This window comes from Streptomyces sp. NPDC088923, assembly GCF_044749745.1.
In the GTDB taxonomy this organism is placed as follows: domain Bacteria; phylum Actinomycetota; class Actinomycetes; order Streptomycetales; family Streptomycetaceae; genus Streptomyces.
This window is the reverse complement of sequence record NZ_JBIVIO010000009.1, coordinates 73161-87532: the sequence shown is the minus strand read 5'-3', so window position 1 is coordinate 87532 and position 14372 is coordinate 73161. Positions and strand designations below refer to the sequence as shown.

The 14372-nt window shown below is 71.6% G+C and carries 14 protein-coding genes; 7 read left to right on the top strand and 7 right to left on the bottom strand.

Features of this window, described 5'->3' with window-relative positions; translation table 11 throughout:
* Nucleotides 1-9: 9 nt before the first annotated feature.
* Together ACIP4O_RS26865 and ACIP4O_RS26860 are read left to right on the top strand one after the other, a co-directional pair.
* Nucleotides 10-705 carry a GntR family transcriptional regulator gene (locus ACIP4O_RS26865; RefSeq protein WP_361332560.1) on the top strand — a complete coding sequence of 232 codons (696 nt, stop codon included), beginning with the start codon at nucleotides 10-12 and terminating at the stop codon, nucleotides 703-705.
* Nucleotides 702-2066 (top strand): nitrate/nitrite transporter, encoded by a 1365-nt coding sequence (locus tag ACIP4O_RS26860; protein ID WP_401578294.1) that lies wholly within the window; start codon nucleotides 702-704, stop codon nucleotides 2064-2066. Before ACIP4O_RS26865 ends, ACIP4O_RS26860 begins: the two co-directional genes overlap by 4 nt.
* A 72-nt stretch (nucleotides 2067-2138) precedes the next feature.
* On the opposite strand, the gene ACIP4O_RS26855 is transcribed toward ACIP4O_RS26860, so the two are convergent.
* Nucleotides 2139-2963, bottom strand: a complete 825-nt coding sequence (locus ACIP4O_RS26855) for a maleylpyruvate isomerase family mycothiol-dependent enzyme (protein ID WP_361332566.1) — start codon at nucleotides 2961-2963, stop codon at nucleotides 2139-2141.
* A 403-nt stretch (nucleotides 2964-3366) separates the two neighbouring features.
* On the opposite strand from ACIP4O_RS26855, the gene ACIP4O_RS26850 reads away from it, so the two are divergent.
* Nucleotides 3367-3753: a VOC family protein gene (locus tag ACIP4O_RS26850; protein ID WP_401578292.1), complete on the top strand. Its 387-nt coding sequence runs from the start codon at nucleotides 3367-3369 to the stop codon at nucleotides 3751-3753.
* A 6-nt stretch (nucleotides 3754-3759) separates the two neighbouring features.
* Here the strand turns inward: ACIP4O_RS26850 and ACIP4O_RS26845 are convergent, their stop codons facing one another.
* A complete protein-coding gene (locus tag ACIP4O_RS26845) occupies nucleotides 3760-4248 on the bottom strand; it encodes an LURP-one-related family protein (RefSeq protein ID WP_361332570.1) in 489 nt (162 codons plus the stop codon).
* 174 nt (nucleotides 4249-4422) lie between these two features.
* Between ACIP4O_RS26845 and ACIP4O_RS26840 the strand changes: the two genes are divergently transcribed.
* Nucleotides 4423-6258, top strand: coding sequence for an NHL domain-containing thioredoxin family protein (locus ACIP4O_RS26840; RefSeq protein ID WP_401578290.1), 1836 nt, complete (start codon nucleotides 4423-4425; stop codon nucleotides 6256-6258).
* A 222-nt stretch (nucleotides 6259-6480) separates the two neighbouring features.
* Here the strand turns inward: ACIP4O_RS26840 and ACIP4O_RS26835 are convergent, their stop codons facing one another.
* The 3 genes from ACIP4O_RS26835 to ACIP4O_RS26825 all read right to left on the bottom strand — a co-directional run bounded on the left by ACIP4O_RS26835 (nucleotide 6481) and on the right by ACIP4O_RS26825 (nucleotide 10522).
* Nucleotides 6481-6735, bottom strand: coding sequence for a DUF6458 family protein (locus tag ACIP4O_RS26835; RefSeq protein ID WP_164291843.1), 255 nt, complete (start codon nucleotides 6733-6735; stop codon nucleotides 6481-6483).
* Nucleotides 6736-6889: 154 nt separating this feature from the next.
* Nucleotides 6890-8197 (bottom strand): M18 family aminopeptidase, encoded by a 1308-nt coding sequence (locus tag ACIP4O_RS26830; RefSeq protein WP_401578288.1) that lies wholly within the window; start codon nucleotides 8195-8197, stop codon nucleotides 6890-6892.
* Nucleotides 8198-8695: 498 nt separating this feature from the next.
* Nucleotides 8696-10522, bottom strand: coding sequence for an acyl-CoA dehydrogenase (locus tag ACIP4O_RS26825; protein WP_401578286.1), 1827 nt, complete (start codon nucleotides 10520-10522; stop codon nucleotides 8696-8698).
* Between the two features lie 242 nt (nucleotides 10523-10764).
* On the opposite strand from ACIP4O_RS26825, the gene ACIP4O_RS26820 reads away from it, so the two are divergent.
* Nucleotides 10765-11256, top strand: coding sequence for an SseB family protein (locus ACIP4O_RS26820; RefSeq protein ID WP_361332581.1), 492 nt, complete (start codon nucleotides 10765-10767; stop codon nucleotides 11254-11256).
* A gap of 105 nt (nucleotides 11257-11361) precedes the next feature.
* On the opposite strand, the gene ACIP4O_RS26815 is transcribed toward ACIP4O_RS26820, so the two are convergent.
* Nucleotides 11362-11736, bottom strand: coding sequence for a VOC family protein (locus tag ACIP4O_RS26815; RefSeq protein WP_401578284.1), 375 nt, complete (start codon nucleotides 11734-11736; stop codon nucleotides 11362-11364).
* Between the two features lie 160 nt (nucleotides 11737-11896).
* Between ACIP4O_RS26815 and ACIP4O_RS26810 the strand changes: the two genes are divergently transcribed.
* Together ACIP4O_RS26810 and ACIP4O_RS26805 are read left to right on the top strand one after the other, a co-directional pair.
* Complete coding sequence (locus ACIP4O_RS26810; RefSeq protein WP_401578282.1) at nucleotides 11897-12508, top strand: hypothetical protein; 612 nt, start codon at nucleotides 11897-11899, stop codon at nucleotides 12506-12508.
* Complete coding sequence (locus ACIP4O_RS26805) at nucleotides 12498-13010, top strand: hypothetical protein (RefSeq protein ID WP_401578280.1); 513 nt, start codon at nucleotides 12498-12500, stop codon at nucleotides 13008-13010. The genes ACIP4O_RS26810 and ACIP4O_RS26805 overlap by 11 nt, the downstream gene beginning before the upstream one ends.
* A gap of 38 nt (nucleotides 13011-13048) precedes the next feature.
* On the opposite strand, the gene ACIP4O_RS26800 is transcribed toward ACIP4O_RS26805, so the two are convergent.
* Nucleotides 13049-14263, bottom strand: coding sequence for a helix-turn-helix transcriptional regulator (locus ACIP4O_RS26800; protein ID WP_401578278.1), 1215 nt, complete (start codon nucleotides 14261-14263; stop codon nucleotides 13049-13051).
* Nucleotides 14264-14372: the final 109 nt, after the last annotated feature.

The following is a 14372-nucleotide window of genomic DNA, read 5'->3' as shown; positions in this document are numbered from 1 at the left end:
GCTGTGCGCATGCCCTCCGTCCCCACGGCCGCCCCCTCCGCCGACGCCACGCCCCAGCCCAAGCCCCCCAAGCAACCCCCCGCCGCCGACCGCGTCTACACGCACGTCAAGCACCGCATCCTCGACCGCAGCTACGCCGGAGGCACGCTCCTCACCGAGGGCGAGGTGGCCGAGGAGGTCGGTGTCTCGCGCACCCCCGTACGGGAGGCGATGCTGCGCCTGGAGGTCGAGGGGCTGCTCAAGCTCTACCCGAAGAAGGGCGTGCTCGTCCTGCCCGTATCGGCGCAGGAGATCGAGGACGTCGTCGAGACGCGCCTCCTCGTCGAGCAGCACGCCGCGCGCAAGGCCGTGCCCGCCTCACCCGTCCTGCTCACCCGCCTCGAAGAGCTGATCGCCGAGCACGAGCGGCGCGCCGAGTCCGGGGACTACGAGGGCGCCGCCGCGAGCGACCGCTGCTTCCACGCCGAGATCGTGCGCAGCGGCGGCAACGAGATCCTCTCGCGCCTGTACGACCAGCTCCGCGACCGCCAGCTCCGCATGGGCGTCGCGGTCATGTACACGCACCCGGACCGCACCACGAAGAACCTGCACGAGCACCGCGAGATCCTCGCCGCCCTGCGCGCGGGGGACGCCGGGGCCGCCGTCGCCGTCGTCGAACGGCACGTCAGCTGGTTCCACACGCTCGCCCGCGGGGAGGTGCGATGACCGCGCAGTCGGTGCCCGCGCGCGCCACGCTCCCCGGCGATCCGCCCGGCGGCCGGGCGGCCGTCGCGATGTGGAGCGTCGGCGTCTCCGTCTACTTCGTCGCGATCATCTTCCGCACGTCCCTCGGCGTCGCGGGACTCGACGCGGTCGACCGCTTCCACGTCGGCGCCTCGGCGCTCTCGACGTTCTCCATACTCCAGCTCCTCGTCTACGCGGGGATGCAGATACCCGTCGGCCTCATGGTCGACCGGATGGGCACGAAGAAGGTGCTGTGCCTCGGCGCGGTCCTCTTCACCCTCGGCCAGCTCGGCTTCGCCTTCTCGCCGAACTACACCTCGGGCCTGCTCTCGCGCGCGCTGCTCGGCTGCGGCGACGCGATGACGTTCATCAGCGTGCTCCGCCTGGGCAACCGCTGGTTCCCGGCCCGGCGCGGCCCCTTCGTCGGCCAGCTCGCCGGCCTCGTCGGCATGGCCGGCAACCTCGTCTCGACGCTCGTGATCGCGCGGCTCCTGCACGGCATCGGCTGGACGGCGGCCTTCGCGGGGAGCGCGGGACTCGGCGTCGTCGTCCTCGTCGTCACACTCCTCCTCCTCAAGGACCACCCCGAGGGCCACGAGCCACCGCCCCTGCCGGCCGCGCACCGCGGCGCCGCCTACGTCCGCGCGCAGATCGCCGCGACGTGGCGCGAGCCGGGCAGCAGGCTCGGGATGTGGACGCACTTCACGACGCAGTTCCCCGCGATGGTCTTCCTGCTCCTGTGGGGCATGCCGTTCCTCGTCGAGCAGCAGGGCCTCTCGCGTGGCACGGCGGGGGATCTGCTCACGGTCGTCATCCTGTCGAACATCGTCATGGGCCTCGTGTACGGGCAGCTCATCGCCCGCCACCACGGCGCCCGGGTCCCGCTCGTGCTCGGCACGGTGGGCGCGACGGCCCTGCTCTGGGCACTCGTCCTGAGCTGGGGCGACACGGCCCCGATGTGGCTCCTCGTCCTGCTGACCCTGGTGCTCGGCGCCTGCGGCCCGGCCTCGATGATCGGCTTCGACTTCGCCCGCCCGGCCAACCCGCCCGAACGCCAGGGCACGGCCTCGGGGATCGTCAACATCGGCGGCTTCACCGCCTGCATGATCCTGCTCCTGGCCATCGGCATCCTGCTCGACGCGACCGACGACGACTACCGCGTCGCCTTCTGCGCGATCTTCGCCGTGGAAGCCCTCGGAGTCAGCCAGTTCCTCCGCCTCCGCGCCCGAACCCTCCGCAGGGAACGGGACCGGCTGACCACCAGCAAGGTCGAGGCGGTCCACGTACCGCAACAACGCAGCCCCTCCGGGGGGACCTCCCGTCCGGAGGCCGGAACAGATTGAGGAGCGGGGCACAGGAGCGGGGCGTGAGGCGGAGCCCCCGAAGGGGCCCGCCCCGGCTCAGGACGTCACGGCTCAGGGCGTCACGGCGAAGTTGGCCAGGATCGCCGCGACCAGCTCCTCGTCCCCCTCCGCCTTGACCTCCCCCAGCACCCGCTCCGCGGAAACCCGCCCACAAGCCAGGCGGAAATACGTCTCCCACTCCATGCCCAACGTGGCGATCGGCCCGAGCGACGGCGCCCCGTCCACGCTCCCCCGCCCCTCCGCGTCGACCCGCACCGTCCGCAGGAACTCGACAGGCCCGCTCACGTCGAAGACCACCGCACTGCCCGCCGGAGCCCCCGCCCGCTTCGCGACCACCTTCGGCAGCCCCATCAACAGCTCGTCCCGCGTGACATAGGCGCCGGGGGAGTCGAGGTTCCCGGGCTGCCCGAGCGCGACGCGCAGGTCCTGCTCGTGCACCCACACGTCGAAGGCACGCCGCCGCATGGCGACTTCGAGGGTCTGCTCGGTGCCGAGCGGACCGCGCAGCGTCGCCTCCGGGCCCCGGTTCTCGTTCCGGAGCTGCCGGTTGCGGCGGATGATCGTGTACTCCAGCTCCCCGAGCATCTCGGGCGCCGTGTGGTGGCGGCGGACGTCGACCTGCATCTCCATGTACCGCTGGTGCTCGGTACGGACGTGGTAGAGGTCGCGCGGCAGCGTGTGGATCGGGCGCGGGTCACCGAGGATCTCGCAGTCCATGCCGATGACGTGCGAGATCAGGTCCCGCACCGACCAGCCGGGGCACGGTGTCGCCCGGTTCCAGTCCGCGTCCGCGAGTGGCTGCACCAGCGCGGATATCGCTTCCACGGAGTGGGACCAGGCGTCGGCATAGGTCTGAAGGCTGGGATGGAGGCTCACGGGACCCCTCGTGCGGTCGGTACGGCGCGGCGGTGGCCGCGGCAGGACATCAGGTCGTCAGGGACGGCTGGCGGGCGGTCAGGTCGGCGGCGGTGCGGCGCCGTCGGTGCGCGGGTGCTCGGGGGCCGGGGGGAGAGAGCCCCCGGAAGAGCACAGTACGCCGCCGGGTGTCGCCCTGGCAGTGCTTTCGAGTGACGATGGTAGGCCGGAGTTGACGTCCCGCCCCACCCGGCGGTGATACGGTTCGCCGCCGCACGCCGAGCCGGCGCCACGTATGCCCGGTACGCGCGTCCCCGTCCGCCGGATGACGCCTCCCCGAGCCCCCGCACCCGCTCCCCTGCCGCCGCCCGCCGCCGATCCGCCTCCCCGCGCCCAAGGCCCCGCTCCCGTACGCTCGGTGGCCATGGTGCAGGTACTCAGCAGCAGGATTCTGCTGCGCCCCACGGACCCCGACCGCTCTCGCGATTTCTACGGCCGCAAGCTCGGCCTCGCCGTCCACAGGGAGTTCGGTACGGGCGAGGAGCGCGGCACGGTCTACTTCCTCGGCAACGGCTTCCTGGAGGTCTCGGGCCGCTCCGACGAGCCCCCGTCGCCCGCGCTCGGCATCTGGCTCCAGGTGCCCGACGCGGCGGCGGCGCACGAGGAGTTGCGCCGCGCCGGGGTGCAGATCGAGCGCGAGCCGCGCGAAGAGCCCTGGGGACTCGTCGAGATGTGGGTCCGCGACCCGGACGGGGTCCGGATCGCGGTCATCGAGGTGCCGGAGAAGCACCCCCTGCGCTGGCGCCCGTGACCGGCCTCAGTCGTCCTTGCCCTCCGCGAGCGCGATCACGCACACGGTCACGGCGATGAGCAGCGCGGGGTCCACGTCCTCCCGCACGACCTGGACCCCGTACGTATCCCGGACGGTGAACCAGCGCCGCGAGATCTGTGCGAGCAGTTCCCCGTCGTACTCGATCGCGAACTCGCGGTCGAGGATCTTGCCGCTCACGTCCAGCTCGGTCCCCTCCGCCATCTCCACGCGGAAGTGGTTGCGGAGGAGCGAGAGCCGCTTGCGCTTCACCCTGGCGAGGTGCTCACCCTCCCGCTCGATGACCATCTCGCCCATGAGGCTGATCAGCTTCTTGTGGATGTCGACGAGCACCCGCCCCTGCTCGTCCTTCAGCTCGAAGGTCTGCCGGACCCGCATCGCCTTCCCGTCGACCAGGAAGACCTTGCGGCCCGACTCGTCCTCGATCCAGTAGTCGTCACCGATGGAGAACAACCGCTCACGCACGAGGTATCTCATGGCCCTACGGCTACCCGATTTCCCGCCGGAAAGCGGAAGCGCCGGGCGATGTTTCACGTGAAACATGACGTGCGCCTCACGGACCACACCGATGTTTCACGTGGAACATCGCGATGTTCCACGTGAAACATCCGGACCATGGATCACCGCAGGTGAAGTGGCACCCTGGAGACCATGAACGACGCCACTCCCGCGCCCGCCCGCCGTGCCCGTGTCCGCGCCCCCGAGCTGGTCGGCAAGGGCGGCTGGCTCAACACCGGCGGCACCTCCTACTCGCTCGCCGATCTGCGCGGGCGGATCGTGATCCTGGACTTCTGGACCTTCTGCTGCATCAACTGCCTCCACGTGCTGGACGAGCTGCGCGAGCTGGAGGAGAAGCACCGGGACACGGTCGTGATCATCGGGGTGCACTCGCCGAAGTTCGTGCACGAGGCGGAGCACGCGGCCGTCGTGGACGCCGTGGAGCGGTACGGGGTCGAGCACCCGGTGCTCGACGACCCGGAGCTGGCGACCTGGAAGCAGTACGCGGTACGGGCTTGGCCGACGCTCGTCGTGATCGACCCCGAGGGCTACGTCGTCGCCCAGCACGCGGGCGAGGGCCACGCGCACGCGATCGCCACGCTGGTCGAGGAGCTGGAGGCGGAGCACGAGGCGAAGGGCACGCTGCGGCGCGGCGAGGGCCCGTACGTACCGCCCGAGCCCGTCGCCACCGACCTCCGCTTCCCGGGGAAGGCGCTGCGGCTGCCCGGCGGGACGCTCCTGGTCAGCGATACGACGCGGCACGCGCTCGTCGAGCTGGAGGCGGACGGCGAGACGGTGCGACGGCGCATCGGCAGCGGGGAGCGCGGGCTCCTCGACGGAAGCGCCGCCGAGGCGCGCTTCAACGAGCCGCAGGGCCTCGCGCTGCTCCCGGACGGCGCCGTCGTCGTCGCGGACACGGTGAACCACGCACTGCGCCGCGTCGATCTCGCCAGCGGTGCGGTCTCGACGCTCGCGGGGACGGGGCGGCAGTGGTGGCAGGGCGAGCCGGTCGCGGGCGCGGCGCGCGAGGTCTCGCTGTCGTCGCCGTGGGACGTGGCGTGGTTCGACGGCAAGGTGTGGATCGCGATGGCGGGCGTGCACCAGCTGTGGACGTACGCCCCCGAAGCCGGGACGGTCCGTGCGGCGGCGGGGACGACGAACGAGGGCCTCGTCGACGGCCCGGCGGATCAGGCGTGGTTCGCCCAGCCCTCGGGGCTCGCGGCCAGCCTCGACGGCGAGCGGCTGTGGCTCGCGGACGCGGAGACCAGCGCGTTGCGCTGGATCGACCGCGAGGGCACGGTCCGCACGGCGGTCGGTACCGGGCTCTTCGACTTCGGTCACCGCGACGGCGCGGCCGGGCAGGCGCTCCTCCAGCACCCGCTGGGCGTCACGGCGCTCCCGGACGGCTCGGTGGCCGTCGCGGACACGTACAACCACGCGCTGCGCCGCTACGACCCGGCGAGCGGCGAGGTGACGACCCTCGCGGCCGACCTGCGCGAGCCGAGCGCGGCGGTCGTGGACGGCGAGGAGATCGTCGTGGTCGAGTCGGCGCGCCACCGCCTGACCCGGCTGCGGCTGCCCGAGGAGGCGGTGCGGGTCGAGGCGGTCGCGCACCGCACGCGGCGCGCGGCGACGGAGGTGGCGGCGGGGAAGTTCGCCCTGGACGTCATCTTCCAGGCGCCGACGGGACAGAAGCTCGACACCCGCTACGGTCCGTCGACGCGGCTCCTGGTCTCGTCCACGCCCCCCGAGCTGCTGCTCGCGGGCGAGGGCGCGGGCACGGACCTGGCGCGTGGCCTGGAGCTGAATCCGGAGGTCCCGGAGGGCGTCCTGCACGTCTCGGCGATGGCGGCCTCGTGCGACGACGCGGACGACAACCAGTACCCGGCATGCCACGTGCACCAGCAGGACTGGGGCGTCCCTGTGAAGCTCGTCGCGGAGGGCGGCGAGAGGCGGCTGGCGCTGGTGCTGGCGGGGCTGGACGGCTGAGACCCGGGGGCCGGGGGGCGGGCCCGTCCCGCAGGAGCTGAGACCGGGGGCCGGGCGGGCCCGTCCCGCAGGAGCTGAGACCGGGGGCCGGGCGGGCCCGTTCCGCGGGGGCTGGGGCGTGGGGCGGCCCGCCCCGGTGGGCCCGCACACGCCACCGGCCGTCACCCGATAGCGGTGACGGCCGGTCAGGGGAGCGGCGGAAGCTGCGGGAGGAAGGCCCCGTCAGTAGCCGCCGTGCTCACGACGGATGCGCTCCTCCTCGGTCATCGGCTGCGAGGTGATGATCGGCGCGCCACCGGTGGTGGTGATCATGCGCCGCTTGCGCGCGATGCTCGTGAAGGTCACGACGCCGATGATGCCGACGACCATGAGGATCACGCCGACCAGGCTCAGATCGAGCCCGCTGACGTGCCAGTCGGTCGCGAAAGCGAGGATCGCGCCGACCGCGATCAGGATGATGCACCCACCAAGTCCCATGACGAGCCTCCTTGTTGCCGTCCGTTCCGCACGGGTACCCCCGGGGGCGCACCGCACACGGCCGTGCGCCCCGTGAGAGCCCGTAGCGGATTTGGGCGGAGCCCGTAGCGGATGCGGGCGGCGGGAGCCCGTAGGGATGCGGGCGGCGGGAGACTCAGCCCTCCAGGAACGCGACCAGCGTGTTCGCGAGGTAGTAGGGGTCCTTGTCCCCGCACAGCTCCCGCACGCTGTGCATGGAGAGGATCGCGACGCCGATGTCGACCGTCTTGATGCCGTGGCGCGCGGCCGTGATGGGACCGATCGTCGTGCCGCACGGCATCGAGTTGTTCGAGACGAAGCTCTGGTACGGGGTCCCGGCGCGCTCGGCGGCGGCGACGAAGACGGAGCGGCCCGCGCCGTCCGTGGCGTAGCGGTTGTTGACGTTGACCTTGAGGATCGGGCCGCCGTTGACGCGCGGGTGGTGCGTCGGGTCGTGCTTCTCGGCGTAGTTGGGGTGCACGGCGTGGCCCGTGTCCGAGGAGAGGCTCACCGAGGAGGCGAGCGCGCGGGCGCGGTCCTCGTAGGAGCCGCCGCGCGAGGCGACGGAGCGCTGGATGACGTTGCCGAGGAGCGGCCCGTCCGCGCCCGTGTCGGACTGCGAGCCGGTCTCCTCGTGGTCGAAGGCGGCGAGGACCGGGATGGAGGACAGCTCGCCGGAGCGGGACGCGGCGATGAGCGCGGCGACGCCGGAGTGCACGGAGAACAGGTTGTCCATGCGGGGGCCCGCGACGAACTCGTTCTCACGCCCGAGGTAGGCGGGGGCCTCGACGGGATAGGCGAGCAGGTCCCAGCCGGTGACGCTGCCCTCTTCGAGCCCCGCCTCGCGCTCGGCGAAGGCGATCAGCTCGCCCTCGTGCCCCTCGCCGAGGCCCCAGATCGGCTGGAGGTGGCGCTGCCGGTCGAGCTTGAGGCCGTCGTTGACGCCCCGATCGAGGTGGACGGCGAGCTGGGGGACGCGCAGCAGGGGGCGGTCCACGGTGAGGAGCCTCGTCGAGCCGTCGCGCAGGCTGAGCCGGCCCGCGAGGCCGAGGTCGCGGTCGAGCCAGGAGTTGAGCAGCGGGCCGCCGTACAGCTCGACGGCGACCTGGCGGAAGCCGTGCGCGGAGAAGTCGGGCTGCGGCTTGACGCGCAGGCCCGGGGAGTCGGTGTGCGCGCCGACGATGCGGAAGGGCGTGTGCGCCTCGACGCCCTCGGGGACGAACCACGCCACGAGCGCGCCGCCGCGCAGCACGTACTTGCCGCCCGGCGTGCCCTCCCACGCCGCCTCCTCCGCGACCTGCTCGAACCCGGCCCCGTCCAGGCGCCGCGCCGCCTCGGCGACGGCGTGGTACGGCGTGGGGGACGCCGCGAGGAAGGTCAGGAGGTCGTCGGTGTGCGTCCGGTCGAAGGACGCGGAGGCGGGGGCGGAAGTGCTGGTCGTCATGGGGAGAGCCTAACGAGGGGGGTGGGGGCGGGGCGGGGGACGCCTGAGGCGCACTGCCGCAGGACAGACCCCCACCCACCCGGGGGGCTCCCCTGTAACCATTCTTTCGCACCTCGCCACCCCCCAGCCCCCCTCCCGCCCGATCTGTGGATAACTCCGCCGAAGTCGCAAAACGCCTCACTCCTCCGAGTGAGAACCGTCCGCGCGATGCAGCTTTGAGCGAACGCGACACACGAACGCCCGCCCCCGGCAAACGCGACAGCCGCCCCCGGCAAACGCGATCGGTCGCCCACCGCCAACGCCGCCGCCCCGCCACCACGAACGCCCGCCCCCCGCAACCACGAACAGCCGCCCTCCACAAACACGAACAGCTGCCCCCGCACCCACGAACAGCCGCCCCCACAAACACGAACACCCGACAAACGCCAACGGCCGCCCCCCACAAACGGGAGCGGCCGTCCGCGCCGAAAGCTCAGCGCCCTCCGGGGAACCGGCGGCTCAGAACGCCTCCTCCGCCAGGTCCATCAGCTCCAGGTCCGTCGACTCGGCGAGCGCCCGCTCGACCGCGACGCGCGGCAGGATGTTGGCCGCGAAGAACTTGGCGGCCGCGATCTTGCCCTCGTAGAAGTGCTTGTCCTTCGAGGAGGCCGAGGCGAGCTTCTCCTCGGCGACGGCCGCGCCGCGCAGCAGCAGGTAGCCGACGACGACGTCACCGGCGGCGAGCAGCAGGCGCGAGGTGTTGAGGCCGACCTTGTAGATCTCGCGGGCGTTCTCCTGGGTGGCGGCGAGCTGCGTGAGCATCGCGCCGACCAGGGCCTCCAGCTCACCGGCGGCCTTCGCCAGCTCGCCGCGCGCGGCGGACAGCGTCTCGCCGCCCGGCCCGACCGCGAGGAACTTCTTGATGTCCTCGGCGACGGAGTTCAGCGCGGCGCCCTGGTTGCGGACGATCTTGCGGAAGAAGAAGTCCTGGCCCTGGATCGCCGTCGTGCCCTCGTAGAGGGTGTCGATCTTGGCGTCGCGGATGTACTGCTCGACCGGGTACTCCTGGAGGTAGCCGGAGCCGCCGAAGGTCTGGAGCGACTGCGCGAGCTGCTCGTAGGACTTCTCGGAGCCGTAGCCCTTGACGATCGGGAGGAGCAGGTCGTTGAGGGCGTGCAGCTCGGCGGCGTCCTCGCCCGCGGCCTCCTTGACGGCGATCGAGTCCTGGACGGCGGCGGTGTGCATGACGAGCGCGCGCATGCCCTCCGCGTACGCCTTCTGCGTCATGAGCGAGCGACGCACGTCGGGGTGGTGCGTGATGGTGACCTTGGGCGCGGTCTTGTCGGTGAAGTTCGCGAGGTCGGGGCCCTGCACGCGCTCCTTGGCGTACTCCAGGGCGTTGAGGTAGCCGGTGGAGAGGGTCGCGATGGCCTTCGTGCCGACCATCATGCGGGCGAACTCGATGATGCGGAACATCTGGCGGATGCCGTCGTGCTTGTCGCCGATGAGCCAGCCCTTGGCGGGGTGGCGGTCGCCGAAGGTCATCTCGCACGTGTTGGACGCCTTGAGGCCCATCTTGTGCTCGACGTTCGTCGCGTAGACGCCGTTGCGCTCGCCCAGCTCGCCGGTCTCCCAGTCGAACTCGAACTTCGGGACGAGGAAGAGCGAGAGGCCCTTGGTGCCGGGCTTGCCGCCCTCGGGGCGCGCGAGGACGTAGTGGAGGATGTTCTCCGACATGTCGTGCTCGCCGGACGTGATGAAGCGCTTCACGCCCTCGATGTGCCAGCTGCCGTCGGCCTGCTCGATCGCCTTCGTACGGCCCGCGCCGACGTCCGAACCGGCGTCGGGCTCGGTGAGGACCATGGTCGAGCCCCACTGCCGCTCGACGGCGATCTCCGCGACCTTCTTCTGCGCCTCGTTGCCCTCGTCGAAGAGGATGCCGGCGAAGGCCGGCCCGGAGGAGTACATCCAGATGGCCGGGTTGGCGCCGAGGATGAGTTCGGCGTACGCCCAGATGAGGGAGCGCGGGGCGGTGGTGCCGCCGATCTCCTCGGGGAGGCCGAGGCGCCAGTACTCGGAGTCCATGAAGGCCTTGTAGGACTTCTTGAAGGTCTCGGGTACGGGCGCGGTGTTCGTCTCCGGGTCGAAGACGGGCGGGTTGCGGTCCGCGTCGGCGAAGGACTCGGCCAGCTCGTTCTCGGAGAGCCGGGCCAGTTCGGCGAGGATCGACTTGGCGGTCTCGGCGTCCATCTCGGCGAAGGGACCGGAACCGTAGACCTTGTCGCGGCCCAGGACCTCGAAGAGGTTGAACTCGATGTCTCGGAGATTCGACTTGTAGTGCCCCACGGCGACGGCTCCCTTACGCGGTACGGGGAGGCTGCCCTCCACCCGGACGTATCAGACATACAAGCCGATATCAGTACGGGATGCCCACGCGCACGCGTATCTGTACCGGCTGGTAGCTACGATGATGCTACCCGCGAGTAATAAGACGCAAGCCCTGACGGCCCGAGCGGATGAGGAAGTCGTCACTCCGCGGCCCGCGCGAGCCCCGTTAGGGGGTTGTGCAGGCGGCTACCCTTTCCACCATGTACGGCTACGACCCGAACGCGGGCGCCCAGCAGCAGTACGCGCAGCCGCCGCAGCAGCCCCAGCCCGGTGCCTACGGCCAGCAGCAGGACGCGTACGGCCAGCAGCAGCCCCCGCTCTACCCCGAGCCGTCCCCGCCGTCGCTCGCGGAGGCGGTCCGCGCGTTCACGACGGGCCAGTTCACCTCGGACGACTTCCAGCAGATCTTCGCCGCGTCGAAGGTCTACTGCCCGCGCGGCGACACCCCCGGCTTCCTGGCCCTGCACAACACCCAGCAGCCGGTCATCCCGATGTTCACCTCGCTGAAGGAACTGCGCCGCTACGCGGGCAAGGACTCGAAGTACTTCGTGATCACCGGCGCGGAGGTCCTGGACCTCCTCCCCACGGGCTACGGCTTCGTCCTGGACATGGAGGGCGAGCACCGCATCGTCTTCGACGCGAAGGCGGTCGAGGAGATGGTCGAGTACGCGATGCGAAGGATGTACGGCTGACGCCCTTGCCTCGCCCGCCGTGAGGCGAAACCGGTCGGGATACCACCTCACCGACCGGAAGCGGTGCGGGCGCGTCGTCGCCGAAGGGGGCGCGCGGACCCGGGCTCAGACGGCGGGCGGCGCGAACACGCAGAACTCGTTCCCCTCGGGGTCCCCCATGACGTGCCAGGGGACGCCCTTCTCCGCGTCCGGCTCCGCGACGACCCGCGCCCCGAGCCCGCGCAGCCGCTCGACGTCCCCGTACACGTCGATGTGCATCCGGTTCTTGACTACCTTGCCCTCGGGCACAGGGCACACCCAGATCAGGGGCCCGCCCCCCGCCGCGTCGACGATGGCCACCGGCTCCCCGTCGGGCCTCTCGCCCTCCCGCCGCACGTACCCCATCGCGGCGCACCACCAATCAGCGAGCGCCTGATGATCCCGCGCGTCCAGACAGAGGTCCTTGAACCGGGCGGGCGCGCCCTGCGAGGAAGAGGTCATGCCCTCACCCTGCCCGCGTCCGCCCCCGTCCCACCACCCCTTTGCACCACCGCGCCCCCCAAGCCCTTCCGATCACCGGCCCGTTCACCGCGACCGGCAGTAATGTCCCTCTTTGTACCGCTCCTTGGCGGGGGCACGCGTCGGCAGAGGGGAAGACCGGATGAACCGGGCCAAGATCGTGGCGAGCGCGCTCGCCGCCACTGCCGTGCTCAGCGCGCTGACCACCACCCCGGCGACGGCGTCGGCGGGCGCGGAAGCCCGCGCGGCGGCCGGCGACCCCGCGTACAAGATCCTCAAGCACCTCGACTACTCGGGCCCCGGAAAGGCCTCGCTGCGCGCCGGGTACTACGACCGCGCGCGGGACAAGGGCTTCGGCTGGAACAAGGTCAAGAAGAAGCACAACATCACGAAGTACTCGGCCGTGGAGTTCATCGCGAAGTCCCCGAACCGCGACCGCGTGGGGAAGACGACGACCTATCACCTGACCGGATACGCCGGTAAGTACCGCTGCCGGAACGGCGTGTGCAAGCTCGAAAAGCAGTACAAGATGATCCTCTCGGTCAACCAGAAGGTGCTGCGCGACGGCCAGGACAAGGGCGTGATCACCATGTACTGCAAGGGCGTCGTCCGCTGCCCGAACTGGGTCAGCACGACCCTGGCCAAGGAGAACAAGCGGTCCGCGGCCCCCGCCGGGGACGAGTACGCCAGCTCGTACGCCCCCTTGGCGCAGCGCCTGAACGCCCCGGCCCGGTCCGCCCCGCATGACCGGTGACGCGGACAGCGCCTTCCTCACCCACGCCTCGGAGGTCGCCTTCGACCTCGGCGAGGACCGCTTCCGGCTCACCGCGCTGCGCATCCGGCCCCGCTCCGTCGCGTTCACCGAGACCGAGGGCCCAGCGCAGCCGCCCGTCTACCGCGAGGGCGCCCCTCCCGGCACCGGCCGCGAGGCGCGCCGCACGTACGACTGGCAGCCGGCCGCCGGGGCGCCGGCCTGGATGAACATGGCCTGGCTCCTGGACGACCTCGCGGCCTGGGTCGGGCAGATGGCGGAGGACCACGTCACCGTGACGGGCGTCGAGGCCCCCACCCCGGGCTGGTGCGACGTCCTGATCCGCGACGGCGACACCCCCTACCGCGCCCGCATCACCCTGGCCGAACGGATCGAAATCCTGGACTTCCCCGCCATGTACCTCCGCGACCTCTTCACCGAGGGCCGCCACCGCGACCACCTCTCCGAGGACGGTTCCCTGGTCGACCTGCGCGGCGTCCTCTGAACGGGCCGCTCCCGTACGCCGCGACGGGCTCCAGGCGCTCAGCCGCCGGCGGCGGCCAGGAGTGCCGCCACCTCGGGGACGTCGGCGAAGTCCGCGAGGCGGGACAGAACGGTGCGGAGCCGCGCGGCCGTTCGCTCGCTGGCGGTGTCCGCCGACAGGTAGAGCGCGCGCTTCGCCGTGGCCGCCGCTTCCTCGGGTTCGTTCGCATCGGCGTACGCCACGGCGAGCCACGACAGATAGAGCGCCAGTTCGCGTACGTGCGTGGCGTCGTACGTCGCGAGCACGTCCCGTAGCAGGGGCACGGCGCGCAGGGGACGCCGCAGTTCCGTGTGGACACGGGCTTCCATGACGCGCAGCTCCCCCGCGTCCACCCAATACACGTAGGCTGGTTCCTCGTCTTCGTGCCTGTCGTCACCGAACGCCCCCTCGGCCTCGCCCAGTGCTCGCAGGGCGGATCGCGCCCGTTCGGCTCCCCCGGCCTTCGTCGCTGCCCACGCCACCCGGTCCCAGTACAGCGCGCGAGCTTTGGGCGGCGCGTCCGGACCCGCCCCCTCGACAGCAGCCCGTGCCAGGTCGAACCCTTCCTCCTCGCGCCCCGTATTGCTGAATTGGTAGGCCAGGGACCCCGCCAGGTTCCCGGCGAGCGTCCGGTCATCGGCCTGCGTCGCCGCGCTGAGGCCGAGCCGGTAGATCCGTTCGGCCTCCGCGTACTGCCCGGCGTCACTCGCGATCCACCCGACGATCTGCGCCAACTCACCCAGTTGACGCAAAAGTTGCCGGGTCACCTGCTCGCTGTGGCTGTGTTCCCGGAACACCCTCACCGCCGTACGGAGTTCACGAAGCGCGGGGCGCAGAAGGTCCCCACCCGCCAGCACGTCATCGGCCAGCCGCAGACCGTGGACCCGTTGCCGTATGTCGGCCACCTGTCCCACGCCGATCCGGCCCCCGGGGCGAACGGCCAGCGGTTTCAACGGGTCCTCGGCAGGCAGAAAGTCGCTCAGCAAGGGAAGTGGCGGCTCAGCGGGATCCTGCGGCGCCTTGAGGACTTCGACGGGAACCCCGAGCGCGGCGGCGAGAAACGGCAGCCACTCGCGCGGCGTGCGCCTGCCCGTCTCCCAGCGGCTCACCTCCTGGCGCCCGACCGGCTCTCCCCGAACACCCGCGACGCGGCAGACCTCCCGCGCCAGCCGCGCCTGGCTCCACCCCAGACGCTCGCGCTCACGCCGGACACCGGCCCCCACGCTGCTCCCCATACCGCCAGTCTGGCCGACACGTGGCCTACGCGTGGCCGCTACCGCGAAGAACGCCCCTGGGCGACGATCGTCTCGCCGGAGACGGCACACGCGGACACCTTCCGAACGG

Excerpts from the sequence above, each read along its gene's own strand:
- ACIP4O_RS26850 (WP_401578292.1), top strand. The coding sequence starts at position 3,367 with ATGGTGCAGGTACTCAGCAGCAGGATTCTGCTGCGCCCCACGGACCCC.
- ACIP4O_RS26810 (WP_401578282.1), top strand. The coding sequence starts at position 11,897 with ATGAACCGGGCCAAGATCGTGGCGAGCGCGCTCGCCGCCACTGCCGTG.
- ACIP4O_RS26860 (WP_401578294.1), top strand. The coding sequence starts at position 702 with ATGACCGCGCAGTCGGTGCCCGCGCGCGCCACGCTCCCCGGCGATCCG.
- ACIP4O_RS26835 (WP_164291843.1), bottom strand. The coding sequence starts at position 6,735 with ATGGGACTTGGTGGGTGCATCATCCTGATCGCGGTCGGCGCGATCCTC.
- ACIP4O_RS26805 (WP_401578280.1), top strand. The coding sequence starts at position 12,498 with ATGACCGGTGACGCGGACAGCGCCTTCCTCACCCACGCCTCGGAGGTC.
- ACIP4O_RS26865 (WP_361332560.1), top strand. The coding sequence starts at position 10 with ATGCCCTCCGTCCCCACGGCCGCCCCCTCCGCCGACGCCACGCCCCAG.
- ACIP4O_RS26800 (WP_401578278.1), bottom strand. The coding sequence starts at position 14,263 with ATGGGGAGCAGCGTGGGGGCCGGTGTCCGGCGTGAGCGCGAGCGTCTG.
- ACIP4O_RS26840 (WP_401578290.1), top strand. The coding sequence starts at position 4,423 with ATGAACGACGCCACTCCCGCGCCCGCCCGCCGTGCCCGTGTCCGCGCC.
- ACIP4O_RS26815 (WP_401578284.1), bottom strand. The coding sequence starts at position 11,736 with ATGACCTCTTCCTCGCAGGGCGCGCCCGCCCGGTTCAAGGACCTCTGT.
- ACIP4O_RS26820 (WP_361332581.1), top strand. The coding sequence starts at position 10,765 with ATGTACGGCTACGACCCGAACGCGGGCGCCCAGCAGCAGTACGCGCAG.
- ACIP4O_RS26830 (WP_401578288.1), bottom strand. The coding sequence starts at position 8,197 with ATGACGACCAGCACTTCCGCCCCCGCCTCCGCGTCCTTCGACCGGACG.
- ACIP4O_RS26845 (WP_361332570.1), bottom strand. The coding sequence starts at position 4,248 with ATGAGATACCTCGTGCGTGAGCGGTTGTTCTCCATCGGTGACGACTAC.